Source organism: Pseudomonas sp. S2_C11 (genome assembly GCF_054668395.1).
In genome coordinates this window covers 5442800-5464976 of record NZ_CP162765.1, presented here as the reverse complement: position 1 = coordinate 5464976, position 22177 = coordinate 5442800, and the positions used below count along the sequence as shown (strand labels likewise).

General features: G+C 61.1%; 19 protein-coding genes. 10 read left to right on the top strand and 9 right to left on the bottom strand.

Annotated elements, in window-relative coordinates; translation table 11 throughout:
* Positions 1 to 44: 44 nt before the first annotated feature.
* Positions 45 to 1445, top strand: a complete 1401-nt coding sequence (gene lpdA, locus AB4N48_RS24530; RefSeq protein WP_056791033.1) for a dihydrolipoyl dehydrogenase — start codon at positions 45 to 47, stop codon at positions 1443 to 1445.
* A 100-nt stretch (positions 1446 to 1545) separates the two neighbouring features.
* Here the strand turns inward: lpdA and AB4N48_RS24525 are convergent, their stop codons facing one another.
* Positions 1546 to 2019 carry an Lrp/AsnC family transcriptional regulator gene (locus tag AB4N48_RS24525; protein ID WP_056791036.1) on the bottom strand — a complete coding sequence of 158 codons (474 nt, stop codon included), beginning with the start codon at positions 2017 to 2019 and terminating at the stop codon, positions 1546 to 1548.
* A gap of 146 nt (positions 2020 to 2165) precedes the next feature.
* On the opposite strand from AB4N48_RS24525, the gene AB4N48_RS24520 reads away from it, so the two are divergent.
* The gene (locus AB4N48_RS24520; RefSeq protein WP_375122907.1) at positions 2166 to 2795 is read left to right on the top strand and encodes a LysE family translocator; all 630 of its coding nucleotides are present in this window, start codon (positions 2166 to 2168) and stop codon (positions 2793 to 2795) included.
* Here AB4N48_RS24520 and AB4N48_RS24515 read toward each other — a convergent pair.
* From AB4N48_RS24515 to AB4N48_RS24490, 6 genes are all read right to left on the bottom strand, one after another.
* Positions 2792 to 4927 carry a hypothetical protein gene (locus AB4N48_RS24515; protein ID WP_460094446.1) on the bottom strand — a complete coding sequence of 712 codons (2136 nt, stop codon included), beginning with the start codon at positions 4925 to 4927 and terminating at the stop codon, positions 2792 to 2794. The genes AB4N48_RS24520 and AB4N48_RS24515 overlap by 4 nt on opposite strands.
* Positions 4914 to 6098, bottom strand: coding sequence for a DUF3142 domain-containing protein (locus AB4N48_RS24510; protein ID WP_460094445.1), 1185 nt, complete (start codon positions 6096 to 6098; stop codon positions 4914 to 4916). Before AB4N48_RS24510 ends, AB4N48_RS24515 begins: the two co-directional genes overlap by 14 nt.
* Positions 6099 to 6234: 136 nt before the next feature.
* Complete coding sequence (locus AB4N48_RS24505) at positions 6235 to 7074, bottom strand: class I SAM-dependent methyltransferase (protein WP_056791048.1); 840 nt, start codon at positions 7072 to 7074, stop codon at positions 6235 to 6237.
* Positions 7068 to 8222 carry an acyltransferase family protein gene (locus AB4N48_RS24500; RefSeq protein WP_252877157.1) on the bottom strand — a complete coding sequence of 385 codons (1155 nt, stop codon included), beginning with the start codon at positions 8220 to 8222 and terminating at the stop codon, positions 7068 to 7070. The genes AB4N48_RS24505 and AB4N48_RS24500 overlap by 7 nt, the downstream gene beginning before the upstream one ends.
* On the bottom strand, positions 8219 to 9520 hold the full coding sequence (locus AB4N48_RS24495) for a glycosyltransferase (protein WP_460094444.1): 1302 nt from the start codon (positions 9518 to 9520) through the stop codon (positions 8219 to 8221). Before AB4N48_RS24495 ends, AB4N48_RS24500 begins: the two co-directional genes overlap by 4 nt.
* On the bottom strand, positions 9514 to 11091 hold the full coding sequence (locus AB4N48_RS24490; protein ID WP_460094443.1) for a glycosyltransferase: 1578 nt from the start codon (positions 11089 to 11091) through the stop codon (positions 9514 to 9516). Before AB4N48_RS24490 ends, AB4N48_RS24495 begins: the two co-directional genes overlap by 7 nt.
* A gap of 427 nt (positions 11092 to 11518) precedes the next feature.
* Between AB4N48_RS24490 and AB4N48_RS24485 the strand changes: the two genes are divergently transcribed.
* Genes AB4N48_RS24485 through AB4N48_RS24450 form a run of 8 tightly spaced genes read left to right on the top strand, consistent with a single transcriptional unit; the run spans position 11519 to position 20507 of the window.
* On the top strand, positions 11519 to 12433 hold the full coding sequence (locus AB4N48_RS24485) for a GDP-mannose 4,6-dehydratase (RefSeq protein ID WP_150637246.1): 915 nt from the start codon (positions 11519 to 11521) through the stop codon (positions 12431 to 12433).
* Complete coding sequence (gene gmd, locus AB4N48_RS24480) at positions 12430 to 13401, top strand: GDP-mannose 4,6-dehydratase (protein WP_105704732.1); 972 nt, start codon at positions 12430 to 12432, stop codon at positions 13399 to 13401. Before AB4N48_RS24485 ends, gmd begins: the two co-directional genes overlap by 4 nt.
* Before the next feature lie 3 nt (positions 13402 to 13404).
* The gene (locus AB4N48_RS24475; RefSeq protein WP_095181176.1) at positions 13405 to 14847 is read left to right on the top strand and encodes a mannose-1-phosphate guanylyltransferase/mannose-6-phosphate isomerase; all 1443 of its coding nucleotides are present in this window, start codon (positions 13405 to 13407) and stop codon (positions 14845 to 14847) included.
* Entirely contained in the window at positions 14848 to 15645 is a 798-nt protein-coding gene (locus AB4N48_RS24470) for an ABC transporter permease (protein WP_460059711.1), read from the top strand.
* Positions 15645 to 16898, top strand: coding sequence for an ABC transporter ATP-binding protein (locus tag AB4N48_RS24465; RefSeq protein ID WP_095181174.1), 1254 nt, complete (start codon positions 15645 to 15647; stop codon positions 16896 to 16898). Before AB4N48_RS24470 ends, AB4N48_RS24465 begins: the two co-directional genes overlap by 1 nt.
* A complete protein-coding gene (locus tag AB4N48_RS24460) occupies positions 16895 to 18262 on the top strand; it encodes a glycosyltransferase family 4 protein (protein WP_095181173.1) in 1368 nt (455 codons plus the stop codon). The genes AB4N48_RS24465 and AB4N48_RS24460 overlap by 4 nt, the downstream gene beginning before the upstream one ends.
* The gene (locus AB4N48_RS24455; protein WP_252877161.1) at positions 18246 to 19376 is read left to right on the top strand and encodes a glycosyltransferase family 4 protein; all 1131 of its coding nucleotides are present in this window, start codon (positions 18246 to 18248) and stop codon (positions 19374 to 19376) included. Before AB4N48_RS24460 ends, AB4N48_RS24455 begins: the two co-directional genes overlap by 17 nt.
* A complete protein-coding gene (locus tag AB4N48_RS24450) occupies positions 19377 to 20507 on the top strand; it encodes a glycosyltransferase family 4 protein (protein WP_460094441.1) in 1131 nt (376 codons plus the stop codon).
* A gap of 7 nt (positions 20508 to 20514) precedes the next feature.
* Here the strand turns inward: AB4N48_RS24450 and AB4N48_RS24445 are convergent, their stop codons facing one another.
* Together AB4N48_RS24445 and AB4N48_RS24440 are read right to left on the bottom strand one after the other, a co-directional pair.
* On the bottom strand, positions 20515 to 21141 hold the full coding sequence (locus AB4N48_RS24445; protein WP_110644604.1) for a glutathione S-transferase family protein: 627 nt from the start codon (positions 21139 to 21141) through the stop codon (positions 20515 to 20517).
* 104 nt (positions 21142 to 21245) lie between these two features.
* Complete coding sequence (locus AB4N48_RS24440; RefSeq protein WP_041476539.1) at positions 21246 to 22172, bottom strand: LysR family transcriptional regulator; 927 nt, start codon at positions 22170 to 22172, stop codon at positions 21246 to 21248.
* Between the last annotated feature and the right edge of the window lie 5 nt (positions 22173 to 22177).

The following is a 22177-nucleotide window of genomic DNA, read 5'->3' as shown; positions in this document are numbered from 1 at the left end:
CGACTAACCTTGGCTATCCCCATCGAGCAATCTGGAGCAAGCGCATGAGCAACTATGACGTGGTAATTCTGGGCGGCGGCCCCGGCGGTTATAACGCGGCGATCCGCGCCGGCCAGCTCGGGCTCAAGGCCGCTTGCGTCGAAGGACGTGCAACCCTCGGCGGCACCTGTCTGAACGTCGGTTGCATGCCGTCCAAAGCCTTGCTGCACGCGTCGGAGCTGTACGCCGCTGCGGTGGGGACAGAGTTCGCCAATCTCGGCATCGAGGTCAAACCGACGCTGAACCTCGCGCAGATGATGAAGCAGAAGGACGAAAGCGTCGCCGGCCTGACCAAGGGCATTGAGTTTCTGTTTCGCAAGAACAAAGTCGACTGGATCAAGGGTTGGGGCCATATCGACGGCCCGGGCAAAGTGACGGTGACCGACGCCCAAGGCAACAAGAGCGAGCTCAGCGCCAAGGACATCATTATTGCCACTGGTTCCGAGCCCACTCCCCTGCCCGGCGTCGAGATCGACAACCAGCGCATCCTCGATTCCACCGGCGCGCTGTCATTGAGTGAAGTACCCAAACATCTGGTGGTCATTGGTGCCGGGGTGATCGGCCTGGAGCTGGGTTCGGTGTGGCGCCGACTCGGCGCGCAGGTCACCGTGGTCGAATACCTTGATCGGATCTGCCCCGGCGTCGATGGCGAGGCCGGCAAGACCTTGCAGCGCGCACTGAGCAAACAAGGCATTGCCTTCAAACTGAGCTCGAAGGTCACCAGCGCCACCAGCTCCGCCACAGGCGTGCATCTGAGCGTCGAGCCTGCCGCCGGTGGCACGGCTGAGCTGATCGAAGCCGACTATGTGCTGGTGGCCATCGGGCGCCGGCCGTACACCCAGGGCCTGGGGCTGGAGAACGTCGGCCTCAGTACCGACAAACGCGGCATGCTCGCCAACAAGCAACATCGCACCGAAGCCGCCGGGGTCTGGGTGATCGGCGACGTCACGTCCGGCCCGATGCTCGCGCACAAGGCTGAAGACGAGGCCATGGCCTGCGTCGAGCAGATCCACGGCAAGGCTGGCGAGGTCAATTACGCGCTGATCCCCAACGTCATCTACACCCAACCGGAGCTGGCCAGCGTCGGCCAGACCGAAGAACAGCTCAAGGCCGAGGGCCGCGCCTACAAGGTCGGCAAGTTTCCCTTCACCGCCAACAGCCGGGCGAAGATCAATCACGAAACAGAAGGCTTTGCCAAAGTCCTCGCCGACGAGCGCACGGACGAAGTGCTCGGCGTGCATCTGGTCGGGCCGAGCGTGAGCGAGATGATCGGCGAGTTCTGTGTGGCGATGGAGTTCAGCGCCTCGGCCGAGGACATTGCCCTGACCTGCCATCCGCACCCGACGCGTTCGGAAGCGTTGCGGCAGGCAGCGATGAATGTCGAGGGGATGGCGACGCAGATGTAGGTTCCAAACCTTGCCGCCGTCTTCGCGAGCAGGCTCGCTCCCACTTTGGAATGCGTTCCCCCTGTGGGAGCGAGCCTGCTCGCGAATGGTGCCACCCGGTCTACAGCGGCAGATGCCCCAACGGCAACGCCCCCGGCGCTTTCACCGTGTGAATGGCAAAGTTGCTGCGAATATCGCTCACACCCGGAAGCTTGAGCAGATGGCCGCTGACAAAGCGGTCATAAGCGCGCAAGTCAGGCACCACTACCTGCAACAAAAAGTCCGATTCGCCGGACACCAGAAACGCTGAGACCACCTCGGGCAGTGCAGTGACGGCGGCATAAAAAGCCTCGGCGCGTTCTTCGTTGTGCCGCTCGACCTTGACCCCGACAAACACCGTCAGCCCCAGCCCGACTTCATCGCGATCCAGATTGGCCTGGTAGCCTCGAATCACCCCCGCCTCTTCCAGCATGCGCACCCGCCGCAGACACGGTGAGGCCGACAGGCCGATTTGTTCCGCCAGCTCGACATTGCTCAGGCGGCCGTTGCGCTGCAGCGCAGCGAGAATCTTGCGGTCATAAGCGTCGAGTTTCATCTTTGGCAGATCCCGATAGTCTGACGGTTGAAAACCAGCAGGTTATGCCAAAGCTGTAAACAATTGAAGCCGACTACGCAAGCACCTGCCCTGCCGTCTCGCTCTAGACTGGCGCGAGAAAATCGACATCGAAAACGGGGTGTGATGTGGCAAGTCTTTGGCTGTTTATTCTGACGCTGGCTGTGGTTCTGCTACTGCCGGGACCGGACATGATCCTGCTATTGCAAACCGGTGCTCGGCAAGGTCGCGGTGCGGCGCTGGCCACCGCACTGGGCCTGGCCATCGCCCGCGCCTGTCACGTTGCCTTGGCGGCACTGGGGCTGGCGGCGCTGTTCAAAACGGCGCCGTGGACGTTTGACGTGGTGCGCATCGCTGGCGCGGCCTATCTGTTGTGGATCGGTATCCAGTGTTTGCGCACCTCGCTGGTACCGCGTCTGCAAAACCAAGAGCAGGCACCTGCTCCCGGCCAGTGGCGCGATGCGATCCGTCGCGGCTTGCTGACCAACCTGCTCAATCCCAAGGCGTTGCTGTTCTGCTCGGTGCTGCTGCCGCAATTCATCGTCAGTCACGGCGCGCCGGTGCTGAGCCAGTTTGCCGTGCTTGGCATGGTGCTGGTCGCCGTCGGTCTGCTGTTCGACAGCGTGGTTGCCCTGACTGGCGCGGCACTGGGCCGTTGGCTGCAACACAGTCCAACCGCCCAGCGCGTTCAGCAATGGTTGTTCGGCAGCCTGTTGATTGGCTTCGCCGTACGCCTGAGCTTCCTTCAGCAGACTTAAGCCTTGCGTACCTTGCGCTGACGACGGGTGATCAGCAGTAACGCGATGGCCGCGACTACGACGATCGCGCCGATCTGCACCGGCCACTTGTACGGCCGCAGCGTCCCACGCACGGCATCGGTCACTTGGGTAACGTAACGCTTGTCGGCATTTTCGAAGTCCGGGTACGGGCATTGATTGCCGAAGTCTTGCGCCCACGGCACATAAGGGCCTTCCCTGACGTAGCGCTGATACAGCGCACTCTGGTCCTCAAGGCTGCTGTTCCAGCCGGCCGCGTTGCACAACACGGCGGCAAACGCCTGACTGGTGTGCGGCAGGTTATCGGCGGCGCGACTGGCCAGTGCCGTGGCGACGAAACGATAGTGATAACGCTGATCCGGTTGCGCGGCGCTGGCCTGTTGGCGCTGCACTTCCGCCGTGGAAATCAGCGGGCCGACATCCAGCTTCGTGCTCTCCAGCGTGTAATTGCCACCGAAGGTGGCGTAATCAGGGGCCATCTCATAACCGAGGATGTCCATGCCCCACTCCCGGGCTGTCCACGCGGCGTTGTACAACGCACTGGCGCGTTTGCTCGGCCACCACGCCGACTCGGCCTTGAGCCGTTGCTCGCCATAGAGCCGGGCCTTGTGCTGCAGATCGTCACTGGCGAAATAACCGACCGCCTCCTCGTATCGCCCTTCTCGCAGCAAGCGCCGACCGAGCAGATTGCGCAGATTGGCGGCCACCGACAGCGGCACATAGTTATCGCGCTCTTGCTGCGTCAATGGCGGCGGCGCCGGCACGTTCTCATCGACGTACCGCTTGAGCTCATCGACCGTCAGCACCCGCTCGGCAACGGTGGCGGCATCGAACCAGTAAAGGCTGTTGCTGCGATACAGCTGCACGAATGCTTGCAGGTATTCGCCGCGTTGCAGCGCCAGGATCGCGCTTTCGCCCTCGACCCGGCATTTTGGCTGTACCGTTTCAAACGCCCAGTCCGGCGTGCGGCGATAACCCCAGTCTTCGTTCTGCGGAAAGGCCTGGGCAGCTTTGGCATAGGCGGCGGCAGCGGCAGTCGTGTCGCCGTCACGCACTGCCAGTTTTGCCCGCAGCCACCAGGCCAGTCCGCCGTCCCCGGCGTTTACCAGAAAGGCCTTGGCAGACGCGTAGTCGCCCTGTTGATAACTCATCGCCGCCAGTCGATCGGCATTGTCGAGGCTGCCACGGGTGCTGTTTTGCAGGAGTGTGACGAGTTTCTTTTCATTCGGCGGCTGCTCACCGAAAGACCAGCCCTGGCGGCTGACCAGCGACGCCGTGACCAGTTGCTGCACCGCTGGCTGCTGCAGCAGTTTGGCCAGTTGAGATTCCGGCAATTCGGCCAGTTCGTTCATCAGTTGCTTGAGCGAGGTATAACCGACGGCCGAACCGTGCAGGTTCTGTGCTTCGTACAGTTCGATGGCGCCGCTCCAGTCGCCCGCGCTGCGCAACACCCGTGCCTCTTCACCAAGGCTGGCAACGCCCAGTTCCAGCGGATCGCTGAAGCCGTCGATGCTCAGTTGCCGTGCCTGGCGGAAGGCATCGCGCGCCTGTTCCAGCGCTTCGATGCGGTCGTGCGCCTCGTTGCTCATGGCAAAGGCGATGCGCCCGAGGGAATACGCCGCCCAAGTGCTGCGCAACGGACGCTGGTCTGCCGGCAGGGCCAGCACCTTGTTGAAATACTCACTGGCCAATTGATGATCACCGGTGGCAAAGGCCACCGCGCCGGCGACGTACAAACGTATTTCCGCCGGCAGACTGGCGCCCTGCTCCTCGGCCTGACGCGCATCGCTGAGCCCGCGCAGTCGCTTGACCACGGCGTATTGCTCAGCGCTCAGGCCCACCTGCTCAGCCTGTTCGCGCGCCAGCTCCGACGCGTTGTCTTCGGCATAGTCGTTGGGGTTATGGGTCGCTGCGGTGACGTTTTTCAGCCCGGCAATGGTTTTACCCAGGCGACTGATTTCGAAGCTGAAGCTGCCCTCGGGCAAATCGGCCAAGGTCTGCGCGCGGTTGTCGAGCAAGCGCATCGGGAAGTCCGGGCCGCAGGCCAGCGCCGAACCCAGCGGCAGGCTGAGGCTCAGGCAGAGCAGATGGCGGGGCCAGTTACGGGTCAACATGCGAACCTCCTTGATCAATATATGCACAACGCGCCCAACCGACAGCGCGCTGTCCGCCCGCCGGCAAGCGGCCGTCACGCAGGCGGGTGAAGGTAAGCAGATTGGCACTTTGTTGCAACGAGTAACCGGCGAGCGCATCGGCGCCTGCACAATCCTGCGCCTTCAGCGTGATTTGCGCGGGCCACGGACTGTCGAGATTGCCGCGGTTATCGAGCTGGATGTCATAGAGTCCGCCCTGCCCTTTGAATGACAGATGCAGATGACTCTTCAGCACATCGCCCCGCGCCACGGCGCGCAAAGTAGTCAGGCTCCAGGCGCGACGATCGTTGGCCAGCGGCAGGCGAAACCAGATCAGCCCGGCCAGATGCTCGGGCGGATCCTCGCGCAAGGTCTTGGCCAATTGGCTGAGTTGCTGCGGATCGGCGAGCAACTCCCGGCGCTGCCCGCCGCGCTCCAGTTGCACTTCGCTTTCCACTACCGGCGCGCCACCGTCATCGCTCAACAGCGCAACGCCGTAGGCCGGCAGCGCCAGATAGAAGGGTTTGTCGCTGATACGTGCCCTGGCCTTGGCCCATTTCAACGCCTGCCTGGCGTCGAAAAGACCCAGTCGCGGATCGCTCACGGCGTGGACTTGCAGCACGCTGCTGTCGACGCTCTGCAACAGCGCCGGCAAGTGCGCGCTGTCGAGCCAGGCCGGCAGCGCGGTGATGCTCAAAAGCAACGATGGCGGCAAGGTCGCGCGCAAATGTTTGAGGAATTCAGCGTATGCGGGCAGCCGTGCATTGCCGGCATCGTGATCGATCTCGACGCCGCTCAACGTGAGGCCTTGCGCCTGCCAATCGGCGATGAGTTGCAGAATCTGCGTGGTGACCTGCTGCTGGTCCAGCGACTGCAGCTGGCCATCGAGGCGAATCACTGCAATCAAAGGGCGGCCATCGGCTTTTAGCAAGGCTGGATCAACCCGCGCCCTGCTCCACCGCTCGCCGGGAAAGGCCTGCAATGCCAGTACGCGCAGGGTCGAGAAGTCATGGCGACTGTCGCGCAATGCCGGTTCATGCGCAGGTGTCCATTGGCGCTGCCAGACGTAGAGTTGCTGGTCGAGGGCCGGCGCGACGTGTTGCTCGCAACCCGCAAGCAAGACGCCAAGGAACAGACACACAATCAACCGCATACCTTGAAAATCCCTGAAACCACAGGGCTGCAAGGTTACACAAAAACCGTGTAGGAGCTGACGAGTGAAACGAGGCTGCGATCTTTTGATCTTGCTTCAAGACTCCAGATCAAAAGATCGCAGCGTGCCGTAGCGCCTACAGGGATGCCGCAGGCTTGCGCGCGATAATCACCTGACTCTTGGCCACCACCGCATCCAGCGCCTGCTTGATCTGCGCGCCGCGCGGGGAATCCAGCACCGCTTGCCAGGTATTGGCCCAGTGCTCGAGCATCGGGTGATCGGGGTTGCTGAGATCGACCTTGGCTTCCCAGAACAACATCATCCACATCGACCAGTAGAAGCCATATTTACTGTGGCTGATGATCTCCAGCCCGGCGTCGCTGACCATGGCCTTGAACTGGTCTTCGCTGATAATGCGTATGTGATTGGGTTTCTGGAAATACTCCGGCGCGGCGATGTCCTTTTGCAGGTCCTCGGAGCTGGGATGCGGCACGCTCAGCAGATACAAAGCGCCCGGCTTGCCGACACGCACCAGTTCGGCGAGAAACTGCGCGGGATCATCAACATGCTCGATCACCTCGGTGGAGACCACACGCGTCGCCGTTGCGTCGGCGATCGGTAGCGGGTTGCAGTCGGTAATGTGGCATTCGATGTCCCGGGCCGGGGTGTCGCTCAGGCGCTGGCGGGTGGCTTCGACCTTGGCCGCATCGATATCGGCAAGAATGATCTTCGCCCCACGCATACCGCAGAAGTGCACGTTGCCGCCATCACCGCAGCCGACATCAAGCAACGTATCGTCGGCACTCACAGGGAATCCCGTGTACAGCTCGTGGGTCGCCTGGTTGTACCAGCCGCTGAGTTTCGCGTCGTAAAGGCCGAGCGAGTACGGATCAACCTTGTCGGCAACCGCAGCGACCGGTTCTGCTGCAGGCTGTGCAGGCGCTGTCGCCGAGAGTTTCTTCAAAAAGCTCAGCATGAGGTGGCTCCGGGTGAGGTAACTGCAGTTCGGGAGGTGCCGAGGCGCTTGACCAGTGCAGCACCGCGATTGCGCATCGGCATTTCGACCACGCGGTAGTTGAGTTCGCTGAGGAGCGCGATCAGGCCAAAGGCAATCAGCATCGTAATGATGGGATGTCCGGCGGGGCTCGGCAGGCCACTGCTCTGCAAGCGAAAGATCAGTTCACGCACCAATAGATACGCCGGAATGTGAATGAGGTAGATACCGTAGGAGCGGCTGCCGATCCATGCCAGCAACCGCTGCAAGCGTCCGGCAGGCATCAGGTAGTCACAGTTGTACGAGGCGATCCAGACCAGCAGCGCACTGAGCACGGCGATCGAACCGATCCGATAATTGGCCAGGGTAAAACGGTCGGTGGCCATGAAGCTCAACAGCGCTCCAATGACCATCAACGCTGAAATGCCAAGCCATGGTCGGCGCAAGAACGAGGGCTGCCAGCGCTGAAAACCCGGCTGCGCACTCCACATCGCCAACAGCACGCCAAGGGCCAGCGCATCGGTGCGTACTACCATCAGCAAAGGCGTGCGCACAGTCAGAATCTGCACCGCCACCAGCGCCAGCAATGCCCAGACCAGGTGTCGGCGAAACAACAGGATCAGCAACGGAAAGAGCAGGTAGAACTGCTCCTCCAGCGCCAGGCTCCAGTAGACGAAACTGCTGCCGTATTCGTATTGGAAAAAGCTGTCGGCGAAGCGGAAATTGGCGTATTGCAGTACCCCGGCCAAGGTCGCCTGAAGATTGGCGGACAGCGTACCGAACGCACCGGACCGGTTGAAAAACACACAGGCCAGCAGGATCACCGCCAGCCATAACCAGGCCGAAGGCAACAGGCGAAAAGCCCGGCGCAGCCAGAAATGGCGCACCTGTTGCCAGCGCTCCTGACCCGTCGTGCAGCCTTGCAGCACCGGGATCAAGCTGCGGGCGATGACAAAACCGGAGATCGCAAAAAACAGGTCGACGCCCCACCACGTCTGCGCCCATTCGTGGATCCGGGCAAGCGACGGCACCGGGTCAGTGAACAGATTGTCCGGCAAATGGTGGAACAACACCGCGAGCACCGCGACCGCACGCAGGACTTCAACGTCCATGATGCGCTTGGCGTTCATGGCTGGGGGGCTTCCAAGACAGCCGCACGATGCTCGAACCACTGCGTCAGAAACCCTCGCAAACGCTGTTCAGCCACAGCCTGGCTGCAGAACGCCTGCAAACTGTCGACTGCCTGCGCGGACATATCGGCATAGCGCTGCGGCTGGTTTTTCGCGACGTCGTAACTGGCCCGATAGGCCTCGCACAATGAGCTCCAGTTGGTCACATAACGCAGGGTTCGGAAGGCTTTGCGCGGGTCGTGGGGCCAGGCTGTCAGCTCGTCGGTGGACTCGATGAGAAAGGCATTTTCCGTGCTCAGGTAATCGATCATCGCCGTGGTACGCGGCGCCACCGCCGGCTTGCCGCAGGACATGAATTCCATCAGCGGCAGGCACTGGCCTTCACCGTACGAGGTGTTGACCACATACCGCGTGGCCTGCACCAGTTGCTCGTAGTCCGGATCGGCGAGGTAACCGTAGATCAGAACGATGCGGCAGCGGTAAGACTGGTTTTTGTACAAATGGTGGAGGATATCGCTGAGCGCTTCTTCGGCGTCGTGGTGAGTGAGCTTGAGCACCAGCGTCGCGTCTTCGACATCGCGAAAACTAACGCAAAAAGCGCTGAGCATGTCTTCCCAGTTCTTGCGCCCGTCACCGGGATTGAACACCGAGGTATAAACCACGCCGTCAAGCACCAGCGTCTGCTCGGAGGCCGGCGCGGCGAAGTCGATGCCGTTGCCGCTGCGCAGGTGCGCCGGCCCGAATGCATTCAGATTGAGGGTGCGGCTGTCCGCGACCAGACCTTTGATCGTCAGGCTGTAGGCGGTGGCCAGGGCTTGCTCGGGCATTTTCGCGCCACGGGCAGCAAAGCGGTCCCAGACCGGCGCCGGCACCGCGACGATCGGGTACTCGGCACCCATCGCCTCGTGCACGGCATTGACCGTGTAGCTGGAGTGGGTGATCGCTGCGCCACAGGCATGCAAGACGCTACGCCAGTCATTGCGCGGCTCGCCCGCAAAGGCTTCATTGGGGATCGTGCTGAACTCCCACGCAAACACCGGCAGCGTCGGACAGGCCAGGTGAACGGGAGTGCGATGCGGCGGCGAGAACGACAGAAACACGCAGGGCTCGCCACGGCTCAGACACTCCAGATACAGAGCATCGACTTCTGTCTGCGGATCGGCCACTTCCACGACCCGACCGATGCGTTCGAGCACCGGACGATACTCCTTGAGCACGAAGTAATAGCTGTACTCCGAACGCCCGAGGTTCTGCGCAATGGTGTGCCGGTTGGTTTCCGAATGAATGATGATCAGCATGAGGCGTTATCCGTCACAGGCGCAGCATCGGTGGGGCCTGCTGTCAGCGCAAAGAACTCCGCGAGCCGTTTGCGCACCGGCGCGAAGGCGCAGTATTGCTGCATACGCGCGACGGCGGCGGCAGACATCCGCTGATACTCCTGCGGCCGGGCCTTGGCCATTCGATAGCTGTTTTCGTAGGCGCTTTTCAGCGAGCCCCAGTCGGGGCGGTGCCGCAGCGTGCGGTAGATGATCCGCGTGTCCTGCGGCCAGATCGTCAGCTCTTCACTGGACCTGACCACGAACGCCACCGAGTCATCGATGTAATCTTCCATCGCCGTGTGATCGGGGGCGATCACCGGTTTACCGCTGGACATGAACTCCATCAAGGGCAGGCACAGCCCTTCGCAGCGTGACGCGTTGACGTAGAAACTGGCCGCCTGATAGAGCCTGGCGTACTGCGCGTCGTCGAGGTAACCGTGCATCACCACGACCCTACAGGCGAACGGCGTGAGTTGCGCCAGCAGGGTCATCAACTCGCTGTAATAGGACGCCAGATCATTCTGGGTAATCTTGAGCACCAGCGTCGCGTCGGGCGTTTCGCGGAACGCCCAGCAGAATGCGCTGATCAGTCGATGCCAGTTCTTGCGGCCATCCTTGGGATTGAATACCGAGACGTACACCACACCCTCGACTGTGGTTTCGACCACCGATGAGGTGTCCGGCAGATCGAGTGGCGCCGGTTCGATCACGGGCACCGGCGCAGCGCCGCACACCTCAGGCCAACGCTGTTGCAGCCAGCCATGCAACGCGTCCGGCAGCAGATCGCGAATGCCCTCCCAGTACCAGTTGTGCAGAAATTTCACCCGCGGCACCGGTTCCGCCTGTTCGCGTCCCAAGTCCAGTGCCCACAGGCGCAGATAATGTCGAGCAATGACCAGTCGGCGTTTGAACGTCAACGGTGGCGGGCGCGCGGCTTCAATTGCTGCGGCCAGTGCAGCCTGCTCTTCAGGGCTGATTGGCGTTGGGATCAGCGCATCGGCTGACAGGCCGAGGGTGCGTGAATCGAAAATACAGCCCTTGATCGCCAGTGCAGTCCCGGAATTGACCGGCATGGGTTGGTGTTGCTGACGAATCGTTGCGAAGCTGTCCCACAACGGCGTCGGCAAAACAAGCACCGGGAACGCTTCGCCCATGGCGCGGCGGATGGCCGCTGCCGTGTGGCTCGAGAGAGTGATGACCCGGCCGTGGCGTGCGAGCATGCGTGTCCAGTCCTGACGCGGATCGTCGTCCCACTGTTCATCGGGGATCGAATCGAACTCCCAGGCCACCACGCAGATCGTCGGGCATTCCAGATCAACCGGGGTCTTCTGCGGTGGGGTGAAGGACAGGAACACACTGTCTTCACCTGCGGCGAGCAATTGCCGGTAAATCACATCGACGTCGGCGACAGATCCGGCCACGTGCACGCGCCCCAGGCTTTCCAGCACCGGGCGATAGGCTTTGAGGACAAAGTAATAGCTGTATTCCGGACGCCCCAGACTGGCACTGATGGAGCTGTCGTTGACGTCCGAGTAGAGAATGAAATTCATGGCATCCCACGATGAAGCGCCATCCCGGCGACTTCATGCTATGACGGCCGCGCGTCGGATCGGGTCGGCAGGGCCGGCACTCGTCCGTCATCATCGGGCACGTCTCTGTTCTTGTTTTAGTGGTCAGTTTCACCCCGCGTCGCGGCGTCCGGAAAACAATCGGCCAACTCGCGACGAAGGCCATTCTAAACACATCCATCGCGAGTCCGGGAACCGCCGGGCGAGAATAAATCGGACTATGCTGACGAGAACTGACCAGTCACGGTTTGCCCGGTTGAAATTGCCGAGCAATTGGCACAGATTGGCAACCAAACAACTACAACAACGGCTTCGCCTGCTGTTTCACCGGATGTTTCCTCCGGTCTGACAGGGCTTTCCTCAAAGCGTGCAAGGAAAGCGGCGCGAGTCATGACCAAGGGGTCGCTGTTTGAAAAAACGTCTGTTCGTCACGGGCCTCAGCGGCTTCGTGGGACAACACATTCAGTCTCGTCTGGCTTCGCCGGGATCGTCGTGGGCGCTGCTGCCTGCCGCATCGGCCTACGACCTTACGAACGCCGACAGCCTCATCGACCTTTGGCCCGAGATGCCGGATGCAGTCATTCATCTGGCCGGACAGACCTTCGTGCCGGAAGCCTTTCGTGACCCGGCCCGCACCCTCGATATCAATCTTTTCGGCACCCTCAACCTGTTGCAGGCGCTCAAGGCTCGCGGCTTTGCCGGCACTTTCCTGTACGTCAGCTCCGGCGACGTTTACGGGCAAGTCGGCGAGCAGCACCTGCCGATCACCGAGCAACAACCGCCGCTGCCGCGCAATCCTTACGCGGTGAGCAAACTTTCAGCGGAGTTCCTCAGCTTGCAATGGGGCCTGAGTGAAGGCTGGCCGGTGCTGGTGGCGCGTCCGTTCAACCACATCGGCACCGGGCAGAAAGACAGCTTCGTCATCGCTAGCGCAGCCCGGCAGATCTGCCGCATCAAACAGAGCCTGCAAGCACCGCAACTGCAAGTCGGCGATATCGACGTGACCCGCGATTTCCTCGATGTCGGCGATGTGATTCGCGCGTACTTCGCATTGCTGGAAAACGGCACACCGGGGCAGGTCTACAACATCTGCTCGGGCCGCGAGCAAAGCATTCGCAGCCTGATCGAGCAATTGGCCGATCTGGCCGAAGTCGACGTTGAACTGGTGCCGGATCCGGCGCGCATGCGTCGCGCCGACCAGCGCCGCGTCTGCGGCAGCCACGCAAAACTGGCCAACGCCACAGGATGGGCGCCAGCCACCACCACACAACAATCCCTGCGGGCGATCCTGTCCGACTGGGAGATGCGAGTACGACAAGAATGACAAAAAGTGCACTGATTACCGGGATCACGGGCCAGGATGGCGCCTATCTGGCCAAACTGCTGCTGGACAAGGGTTACAAGGTTCACGGCCTCGTTGCTCGACGCAGCAGCGATTCACGCTGGCGCCTGCGCGAGATGGGTGTCGAAGCCGACATTGTCTACCTCGACGGCGACATGGCCGATGCCTGCTCGGTGCAGCGTGCGGTAATCAAATCGGCACCGGACGAAGTCTACAACCTCGCCGCACAGAGTTTTGTCGCCGCCTCCTGGGATCAACCGGTGACCACCGGCATCGTAGATGGATTGGGCGTGACACACCTGCTCGAAGCGATCCGTCAGTTCAGTCCGCACACGCGTTTTTATCAGGCCTCGACCAGCGAAATGTTCGGCCTGATCCAGGCTGAGCAACAGGACGAGAACACGCCATTCTACCCGCGCAGCCCTTACGGCGTAGCCAAGCTCTACGGCCACTGGATCACCGTCAACTACCGCGAAAGCTTCAACCTGCACGCCAGCAGCGGCATCCTCTTCAACCATGAATCACCGTTGCGCGGTATTGAGTTCGTCACACGCAAAGTCACCGACGCCGCCGCGCGCATCAAGCAGGGCAAACAGCACGAGTTGGCTCTTGGCAACATTGACGCCAAGCGCGATTGGGGCTTTGCCGGCGATTACGTCGAGGCCATGTGGTTGATGCTGCAACAGGACAAACCCGACGATTTTGTGGTCGCCACGGGCGTCACCACCACCGTGCGCGAAATGTGCCGCATTGCCTTCGATCACGTTGGCCTTAACTACCGTGACTACGTGAAGATCGACCCGGCGTTTTTCCGCCCGGCCGAAGTCGAAGTGCTGCTCGGCAATCCGGCCAAGGCTCAGCGCGTGCTGGGCTGGAAACCGAAAACCGACCTGGATACCTTGATCCGCATGATGATGGATGCGGACATGAAACGCGTCGCCAAGGAGTAGGCCATGCTGATTCCGGTGATTCTGTCCGGCGGTGCCGGCACCCGTTTGTGGCCGGTGTCCCGTGAGGGCCACCCCAAGCCGTTCATGACCCTGCCCGACGGCCAGTCGCTGCTGGGCAAGACCTACCAGCGAGCGGCGGCGTTGCTGGACGGCTGGGGCGACATCGTCACGGTGACCAACCGCGAGTATTACTTCCAGAGCAAGGATCACTATTGCGCGGCTCAGGTATCGCGCCATCGCGGGCACTTTCTGCTGGAGCCGAGCGGGCGCAATACCGCACCGGCGATCGCAGCGGCAGCACTGTCATTGCAGGCGCTGCATGGTGACGACGCAATCATGGTGGTGATGCCGGCGGATCATTTGATCGTCAATCAGGACGCCTTGAAGTGTGCGGTCGAGCACGCAGTGAATCTGGCGAAGGACGGTTATCTGGTGACCTTCGGCGTGGTCCCTACCGCGCCGGAAACCGGCTTCGGCTATATCGAAACCGGTGCGCCGCTGGATGCCAGAGGCGCGGCCAAGGTGCAGCGTTTCGTCGAGAAACCCGACTTGCAGACCGCCACACATTACCTGGAGAGCGGCAACTTCCTGTGGAATTCGGGGATGTTCTGCTTCACCACCGCGACGCTCATTGCCGAACTGCAACTGCACGCACCCGAGTTGCTGGAACAGACCCGCGCCTGCATGGCCGTCAGCGCACCGGTCGAAACGGTCGGCTGCCTGCAACAGGAGTTGTCGTCGACCCTGTTTGCCGAAATCACCGACATCTCCATCGATTACGCGCTGATGGAGCGCTCGGAAAAAGTCGTGGTGGTGCCTGCCGGTTTCGACTGGAGCGACATCGGTTCGTGGAGCGCGGTCGCCGCGCTGATTCCCGCCGATGCCGACAACAACCGCGCCAGCGGCGAAGCGATCTTCATCGACAGCCACAACAACTTCGTGCAGAGCGAAGGCCGGCTGGTGGCAACCGTCGGCGTGGATAACCTGATCATTGTCGATACCGCCGACGCGGTGCTGGTGGCCCATGCCGACCGTGCGCAGGATGTACGCCGCGTGGCGAAGCAACTCAAGGACAAGTCCCACGAAGCCTATCGCCTGCATCGTACGGTCAGCCGTCCGTGGGGCACCTACACCGTTCTGGAGGAAGGCCCGCGTTTCAAGATCAAGCGCATCGTGGTCAAACCCGGTGGCAAGTTGTCGTTGCAGATGCACCATCACCGCAACGAGCACTGGGTGGTGGTCGAAGGCATGGCCAAGGTCACCAACAACGGTTCCGGCACGACCCTGGTCGCCAAGAATGAATCAACGTTCATCGCCGCCGGCCACAAGCATCGCCTGGAGAACCCCGGGGTGATCGATCTGGTCATCATTGAAGTGCAAAGCGGCGAATATCTGGGCGAGGACGATATCGTTCGCTTCGAAGATCAATATGGCAGGACGGTCTGAATGCTGCTTTCCCTGTACCGCTCGCTGCACAGCTACCGTGGATTCATCCTCGGCAGCGTGCAGCGCGAGTTTCAAGCGCGTTATCGCAATTCGCTGTTCGGCGCGCTATGGCCGATTTTCAATCCGCTGTCGATGATCATTGTCTACACGGTGATCTTTTCCCAGATCATGCGCGCACGTTTACCGGGTATGGACGACAGCATGGCCTACAGCGTCTACCTGTGCGCTGGTCTGCTGGCTTGGGGACTGTTTTCCGAAATAACCCTGCGCAGCCAGAACATGTTTCTGGAAAACGCCAATCTGCTGAAGAAAATCAGTTTCCCGAGGATCTGCCTGCCGGTGATCGTGCTAATCAACGCCGGGATCAATTTCGCCATCATCATCAGCCTGTTTCTCGGATTTCTGCTGATCACCGGGCGCTGGCCAGGGATGGCTCTGCTGGCGCTGATTCCGCTGATTGCTCTGCAAATGATGTTCTGCGCCGGGCTGGGTATGGTCCTTGGCGTGTTGAACGTGTTCTTTCGCGATGTCGGCCAGTTGTTCGGCATCTGCCTGCAGTTCTGGTTCTGGCTGACACCGATCGTCTACCCGATCACGATCCTGCCGGAATGGGTGCAGCGCCTGCTGCAACTCAACCCGCTGACCAAGCTGTTCAGCAGTTATCAGAACCTGTTTCTCTACGGTCAGTGGCCGGTATGGAGTTCGCTGCTGCCGGTATTCATTACTGGCGTGGTGTTCTGTCTGATCGGTCTGCGGCTGTTTCGCCAGCGCGTCGGCGAAATGGTGGATGAACTCTGATGGGACATATTCGCGTCACCGGCCTGGGCAAGGCCTATAAGCAATACCCAAATCGCTGGGCACGGCTGGCCGAGTGGCTGATTCCGTTTTCGCCGCTTCGGCATCAACAGCACTGGGTACTGCAAGATGTCGAATTCGAGATTGCTCCGGGTGAAGCGGTGGGTATCGTCGGCGCCAACGGAGCAGGCAAAAGCACCTTGCTGAAAATGATCACCGGCACCACTCAACCCACCCAAGGCAAGATTGAATTGCAAGGGCGCGTCGCAGCGCTGCTGGAGCTGGGCATGGGTTTCCACCCAGACTTTACCGGTCGGCAGAACGCAATCATGGCCGGTCAGTTGTTGGGCATGCAGCTTGAAGAAATCCAGGCCCTGATGCCCGATATCGAGCGTTTTGCCGAAATCGGCGAAGCCATCGATCACCCGGTCCGCACTTACTCCAGCGGCATGCAGATGCGCCTGGCGTTCAGTGTCGCCACCGCCCGGCGCCCGGACATCCTGATCGTCGACGAAGCGCTGTCGGTGGGCGATGCCTATTTCCAGCACAAGAGCTTCGAACGCATCCGCAGCTTTCGCAAATCCGGCACGACGTTATTGATCGTGTCCCATGATCGCTTCGCGATTCAGTCGATTTGCGACTCGGCGATCCTGCTCAAGGATGGGCGCGTGGCCATGCGCGGCAAACCGGAGCCGGTTCTCGATTATTACAATGCGCTGATGGCCGAACGTGAGGGTCAGGTAGTACGCCAGGAAACGCTCGCCGGCGGCGAGGTGCAAACGGTCTCCGGCACCGGCGAGGCGGCGATTCTGAGCGTACGCCTGCTCGATGAAAACCAGCGCAGCATTGAGGCTGTTGAAGTCGGCCAACCGGTGGTGCTCGAAGTGCAGGTCGAAGTGCGCAAGGACATCGAACGGCTGGTGCTGGGCTTTATCCTCAAGGATCGACTGGGCCAGATGATGTACGGCATCAACACCCACCGGCTGAACAAGGCATTGACCGATCTGCGCGCCGGTGAACGCTTCACCTATCGCTTCGCCTTCATCATGGGCCTGGGCAAAGGCAACTATTCGGTGTCGCTGAGCCTGTCGCGTCTGGACTCACATCTGGATCGCAATTTCGAGTGGCGTGACTATGGGATGGTGTTCCAGGTGATCAACAGCCGTCGGGAAGACTTCGTCGGCTGTACCTGGCTGGACGCCAAAACCACCATCAGCCGCGACACCGAGGCCCGGCCTGTCGAGCGTGCGCCATGACCCGCCTCTTGGTTGAATGCACTCACGTATTCAAACACCCCAAGATCAATTCGGGGATCCAGCGCGTGGTGCGCAACGTCATCAAGCAGCTGCCCGCCAGCGCTGACGGCGTTGAGTGCATGCCGGTGGTGGTGATCAATCGCCAGCTCTACCGCGTGCTGCAACTGGCGCCACTCGATACACCGTTCTGGAACAGCCTCGAAACCTTCGGTGAACGCCTGGAGCGCCTCGCCCATCGTTTCTGGCAGTGGCATCAGCGCCGCGATGCGCTATGCACTTCGAAACTGGCGCGGCGGCTCCTTTACGCCAGCTATCGGTTGACCCAGTTTGCCGTGCTCGGCCTGCCGATTCGGCTCGTCAGACGGATCAATCGCAGGCAGCTGCTTAAACGTTGCTCGCCGCTTCAACACCACCCGGGCGATCAACTGGTGCTGCTGGATTCATCCTGGCACTCGGACTTTTTCGCCCATGTCGAGCAGCTCAAACGCGACGGCGTCGGCATGATCGCGGTGATCTACGACCTTATTCCGCTGACGCATCCGCAGTTTTACGACACGCGGCTGGTCGAAGTTTTCAATGAGTGGTTCGACTGGATCACCCGCACGGCCGATGGCTACATGGCGATTTCCGCCACAGTGCGTGATCAGGTGCGTGGTGAATTGCAACGCAGAGTCGGTGCCGAGCAGACTGAAAAGCGCTGGTTCGATTACTTTTATCTGGGGTCCGAGCTCGATCTGCAGCACAGCGAAGCCACGGTCGAACCGCGCCTGAGTGACCTGTTCACTGCGACCGAAGCGGTTTTTCTGATGGTCAGCACCATCGAGCCGCGCAAGAACCATGGGTACCTGCTCGACGCCTTCGAACGCGCCTGGGCTGCCGGTTCGACCGCACGCTTGTGCATCGCCGGGCGTATCGGCTGGAAATGCGAGGCGCTGCTTGAGCGAATCCGCAATCATCCGGAACTGAATCGGCGCCTGTTCATGTTCAATGACCTGAGCGACACCAGCCTCGAATACGCCTATGCGCAGGCCAGCGCGTTGGTGTTTCCTTCGTTTGTCGAAGGCTTCGGCCTGCCACTGGTAGAAGCCATGCAGCGCGGTTTGCCAGCGATGGGCAGCGACGTCGCGGTATTCCGCGAAATCGGTGGCGAGTTCATGGCGTATTTCGATCTGCTGGATCCACAAAGCCTTGCCGATCTGATCGAAACCTATCAGCGCAGCGGACAGTTTCCCGCCGCCCGCGACGTCGCTGACTGGCGCTGGATCGGCTGGCGCGAGGCCAGCGAGCAATTGGCGACACGCAGCCTTGCCCATGTTCAGCAGGCCCTGCGCGTGCAAGCGAGGCCGCATGCGCATTGCTCTTAACGCCCGCATCCTGCAAGCGCCGCGCACCGGCATCGGCCACTACGTCGCCGAACTGGTCAACGCCTTGCGCAGCGAACCCGATGTGGACGTAAGCCTGTTTCACGGATGGGGCTGGAGTTCGGCCCTGCCGGACGCGGCCATGCCCGGCTACTCGCGCATGACGCCATTGCTGCGAAAAATTCCCGGGGCCTATCAGGCACGCCGCTGGCTGGAGCAGAAACGTTTTGATCAGGGGCGTGCACAAGGGCTCGATCTTTATCACGAGCCGAGCCTGTGGCCGCTGGCCTTCGACGGCCCAACCGTGATCACCCTGCATGATCTGACGCACCTGCATTTTCCAGAAACCCAACCGCCAGCACGGCTGAGGGAGATCGAACGTCGTCTGGCCGCCGGCGTGGAGCAGGCGCGGGTCATTCTGACCGATTCGCAGGCGATCGCTGACGAGGCGCAAACCTATTTCAATCTCCCTGCACAGCAATTCGTTGTGGCGCCGTTGGGTGTGTCCGAACGCTTCCGTCCCCGGCCACTTGAGGAAATCGACAGTGTGCTCAAGGCTCACGCCGTCCAGGCACGGGAATATTTCCTCTGTGTCGGCACCCTGGAGCCGCGCAAGAACCTGAGCCTGGCGTTGCAGGCCCACGCCCTGCTGCCAGACGCCGTGCGCCAGCGCTTTCCCTTGTTGATTGCGGGCATGGCCGGTTGGCAGCGCGAGCAGTTCAGCGAGCCACTGCGCCAGGCATTGGCCAGCGGCCACGTGTGCCTGCTCGGCTATCTGCCCGATGAGCAATTGGCGCAACTGCTGGCCGGCGCCCGGGCGCTGATATTTCCGTCGTTGTATGAGGGCTTTGGCTTGCCGGTGCTGGAAGCCATGGCCAGTGGCACACCGGTGGTGACCACCCGTTCTTCGGCGATGCCGGAAGTGGCTGGCGCGGCTGGCAACTATATTGAAGCGGACGATGCCGAGGGTCTGCGTGATGCAATGGGCCGGCTGATCGACGACTCGCTGCATTGGCAGGCCTGCCGCGAAGCGGGATTGCAGCAGGCGGCACTTTTTTCCTGGCAACGTTGTGCACAGGCTACGGCTGGTGCCTACCGCCAGGCCATGGGAGGTTGAATGCGCGTTCTTCATTTCTTCAAGACGTACCTGCCCGATTCGGTCGGCGGCATCGAACAAGTCATCTTTCAGTTGTGCGAAAGCGGCGCTCAGCATGGCATCGATGGGCAAGTGCTGACCCTCAGCACCAATCCGACACCGCCCGTGGTGCAACTGGGTCAGCACGAAGTACATCGGGCGAAGCTGGATATCCAGTTCGCCTCGACCGGGTTTTCCTGGAGTGTGTTCAAGCAGTTCCGTGAGCTGGCCGCCGAAGCCGACGTGATCAACTATCACTTCCCCTGGCCGTTCATGGACCTGGTGCATTTCGCCAGCGCCGTGAACAAGCCGAGCGTGGTCACCTATCACTCGGACATCATTCGCCAAAAGCATCTGCTCAAGCTCTATCGGCCACTGATGAATCGCTTCCTCGCCAGCGCCGACCGCATCGTTGCTGCATCGCCGAACTATCTGCACACCAGCGATGTGCTGCAGCAATTTCAGGACAAGACCCGCGTTATTCCCTACGGCCTGAATAAAGCAGGTTATCCACAGCCCGATACCGAACGCATGAACCGCTGGAGCCAACAGCTTGGGGATAAGTTTTTTCTGTTCGTCGGGGTGATGCGTTATTACAAGGGCCTGCACATCCTGCTCGATGCGCTCAAAGACATCGATTATCCCGTGATGATTGTCGGTGCCGGTCCGCTGGAGCAGGAACTGCATGCACAGGCCGCCGCGCTGGGCCTGCGCAATATTCACTTCCTCGGCCGTCTGAGTGACGAGGACAAGGTGGCGTTGCTGCAATTGAGCTATGCGATTGTCTTTCCTTCGCACCTGCGCTCCGAGGCTTTCGGGATTTCGTTGCTCGAAGGCGCGATGTACGGCAAACCGATGATCTCCAGCGAAATCGGCACCGGCACCAGTTTCATCAATATCCACAACGAAACCGGACTGGTGGTGCCGCCGAGCAATCCACAGGCCTTTCGGGAAGCCATGCGTACGCTATGGGACAACCCTGAGCGTGCTGCCGAGATGGGGGTCAAAGCGGAAGCGCGCTATCGGCAGCTGTTCACCGCCGATGAGATGGGTCGCAAGTGGACAGAGCTGTATCAGGAACTGCTGGCTGAAAAGGCTCTGTCCTACGCTTGAGTGGAGGTCACGCGGTTTTCTGCAACCCGGCCACCGTGCGCGGCATAGCGACAAAACCCGGCAAGGCTTCGATCCGTGTCAGCCAGGCGCGAACGTTGGCGTAGTCATCCAGCGAGACATTGCCCTCCGGCGCATGTGCGATGTAGCTGTAGGCAGACACGTCAGCGATGGTCGGCTCTTCGCCCGCCAGATATGCAGTTTTGCCCAACTCCAGTTCCATGACCTTGAGCAGGTTGTGCGCACGGCCAATGACTTCTTCGGCATTCAGTTGCGCACCAAACACCGTGATCAGGCGTGCCGCCGCCGGGCCAAAGGCAATCGGTCCCGCCGCTGCCGACAACCAGCGCTGCACATGCGCTGCGCCCACCGGATCGGTCGGTAGCCAGCGTCCGTTGCCATATTTCTGCGCCAGATAAACCAGAATCGCATTGGAATCGGCTAACACCACGCCATTGTCATCAATCGCCGGCACTTGGCCGAAGCTGTTGATCGCCAGGTACTGCGGCTGCTTGTGCTCACCTTTGGCCAGATCGACGAAGATCAGCTCGGTCGGCAGTTGCAGCAGCGACAGCATCAACTCGACGCGGTGGGCGTGACCGGAACGTGGGAAGTTGTAGAGTTTGATCGCTTGCATGGTCGACTCCGCTGAAAAATGACGTCGCTACGGGAATGAGCGCGCCGATGGAGTCATCATCTATGGGTTGCCGGAACAACAGAATAACCAGCCACTGCAATCGATTATTTCATCTCGTGCAATAACGCCGCAGCACTCAAGGCTGGATGCTCACGCAGCGCCTTCACGGCGAAGTCGACAAAACTGCGGATCCGCGCCGGTGCCTTGCGCCCGCCCTGATACACCACATGGATCGGCAACGGTGGCAATTCAAACTCGGCGAGGACGATTTCCAGCTCCCCCGCCGCGACTTTGTCCGCCACTTGATACGACAGCACTCGCGTCAGGCCCAGGCCTTTGCGCGCGGCAGTGATCGCCGACTGATTGGCCGTGACGGTCAGGCGCGGTTCGGTGCGCACACTGAGTGCTTCACCGCCGTCGAGAAACGGCCAGTTGCGTTGCTGACCGATCGCCGATGTCGCCACCACCGGCAACCCGGCCAAGGCCTGCGGATGCTCCGGGCGGCCATGTTCAGCCAGAAACCCCGGCGAAGCACAGATTACCCGCCGCACTTCCCCGACGCGAATCGCATGCTGATTGCTGTCCGGCAGCTCACCGATGCGTACCGCGACATCAATGCCCTCCTCGACCATGTTGACGACCCGGTCCAGCAACAGCGCGTTGATCGACACATCCGGATAACGACAAAGGTAATCGGCCATCACTGGCGTCACGAACAGATCGCCAAACAGCACCGGCGCAGTAATCGTCAACTGCCCGCGCGGCAAGGCATGGCTGCCCGCCGCCGAATCCTCGGCCTCCTGCACCTCGGCAAGAATCCGCCGGCAGTCATCGAAATAACGCTGCCCGGCTTCGGTGAGATGCACGGTGCGCGTGGTACGCACCAGCAGCTGCGTACCGATATGCTGCTCCAGCGCCGCCACCGCCCGGGTGACGCTCGCCGCCGACAGACCCAGACGCCGCGACGCCGCCGAAAAGCCTTGCTCCTGGGCGACGACAACGAAGATCTGCATTTCCTGAAAGCGGTCCATGGGGT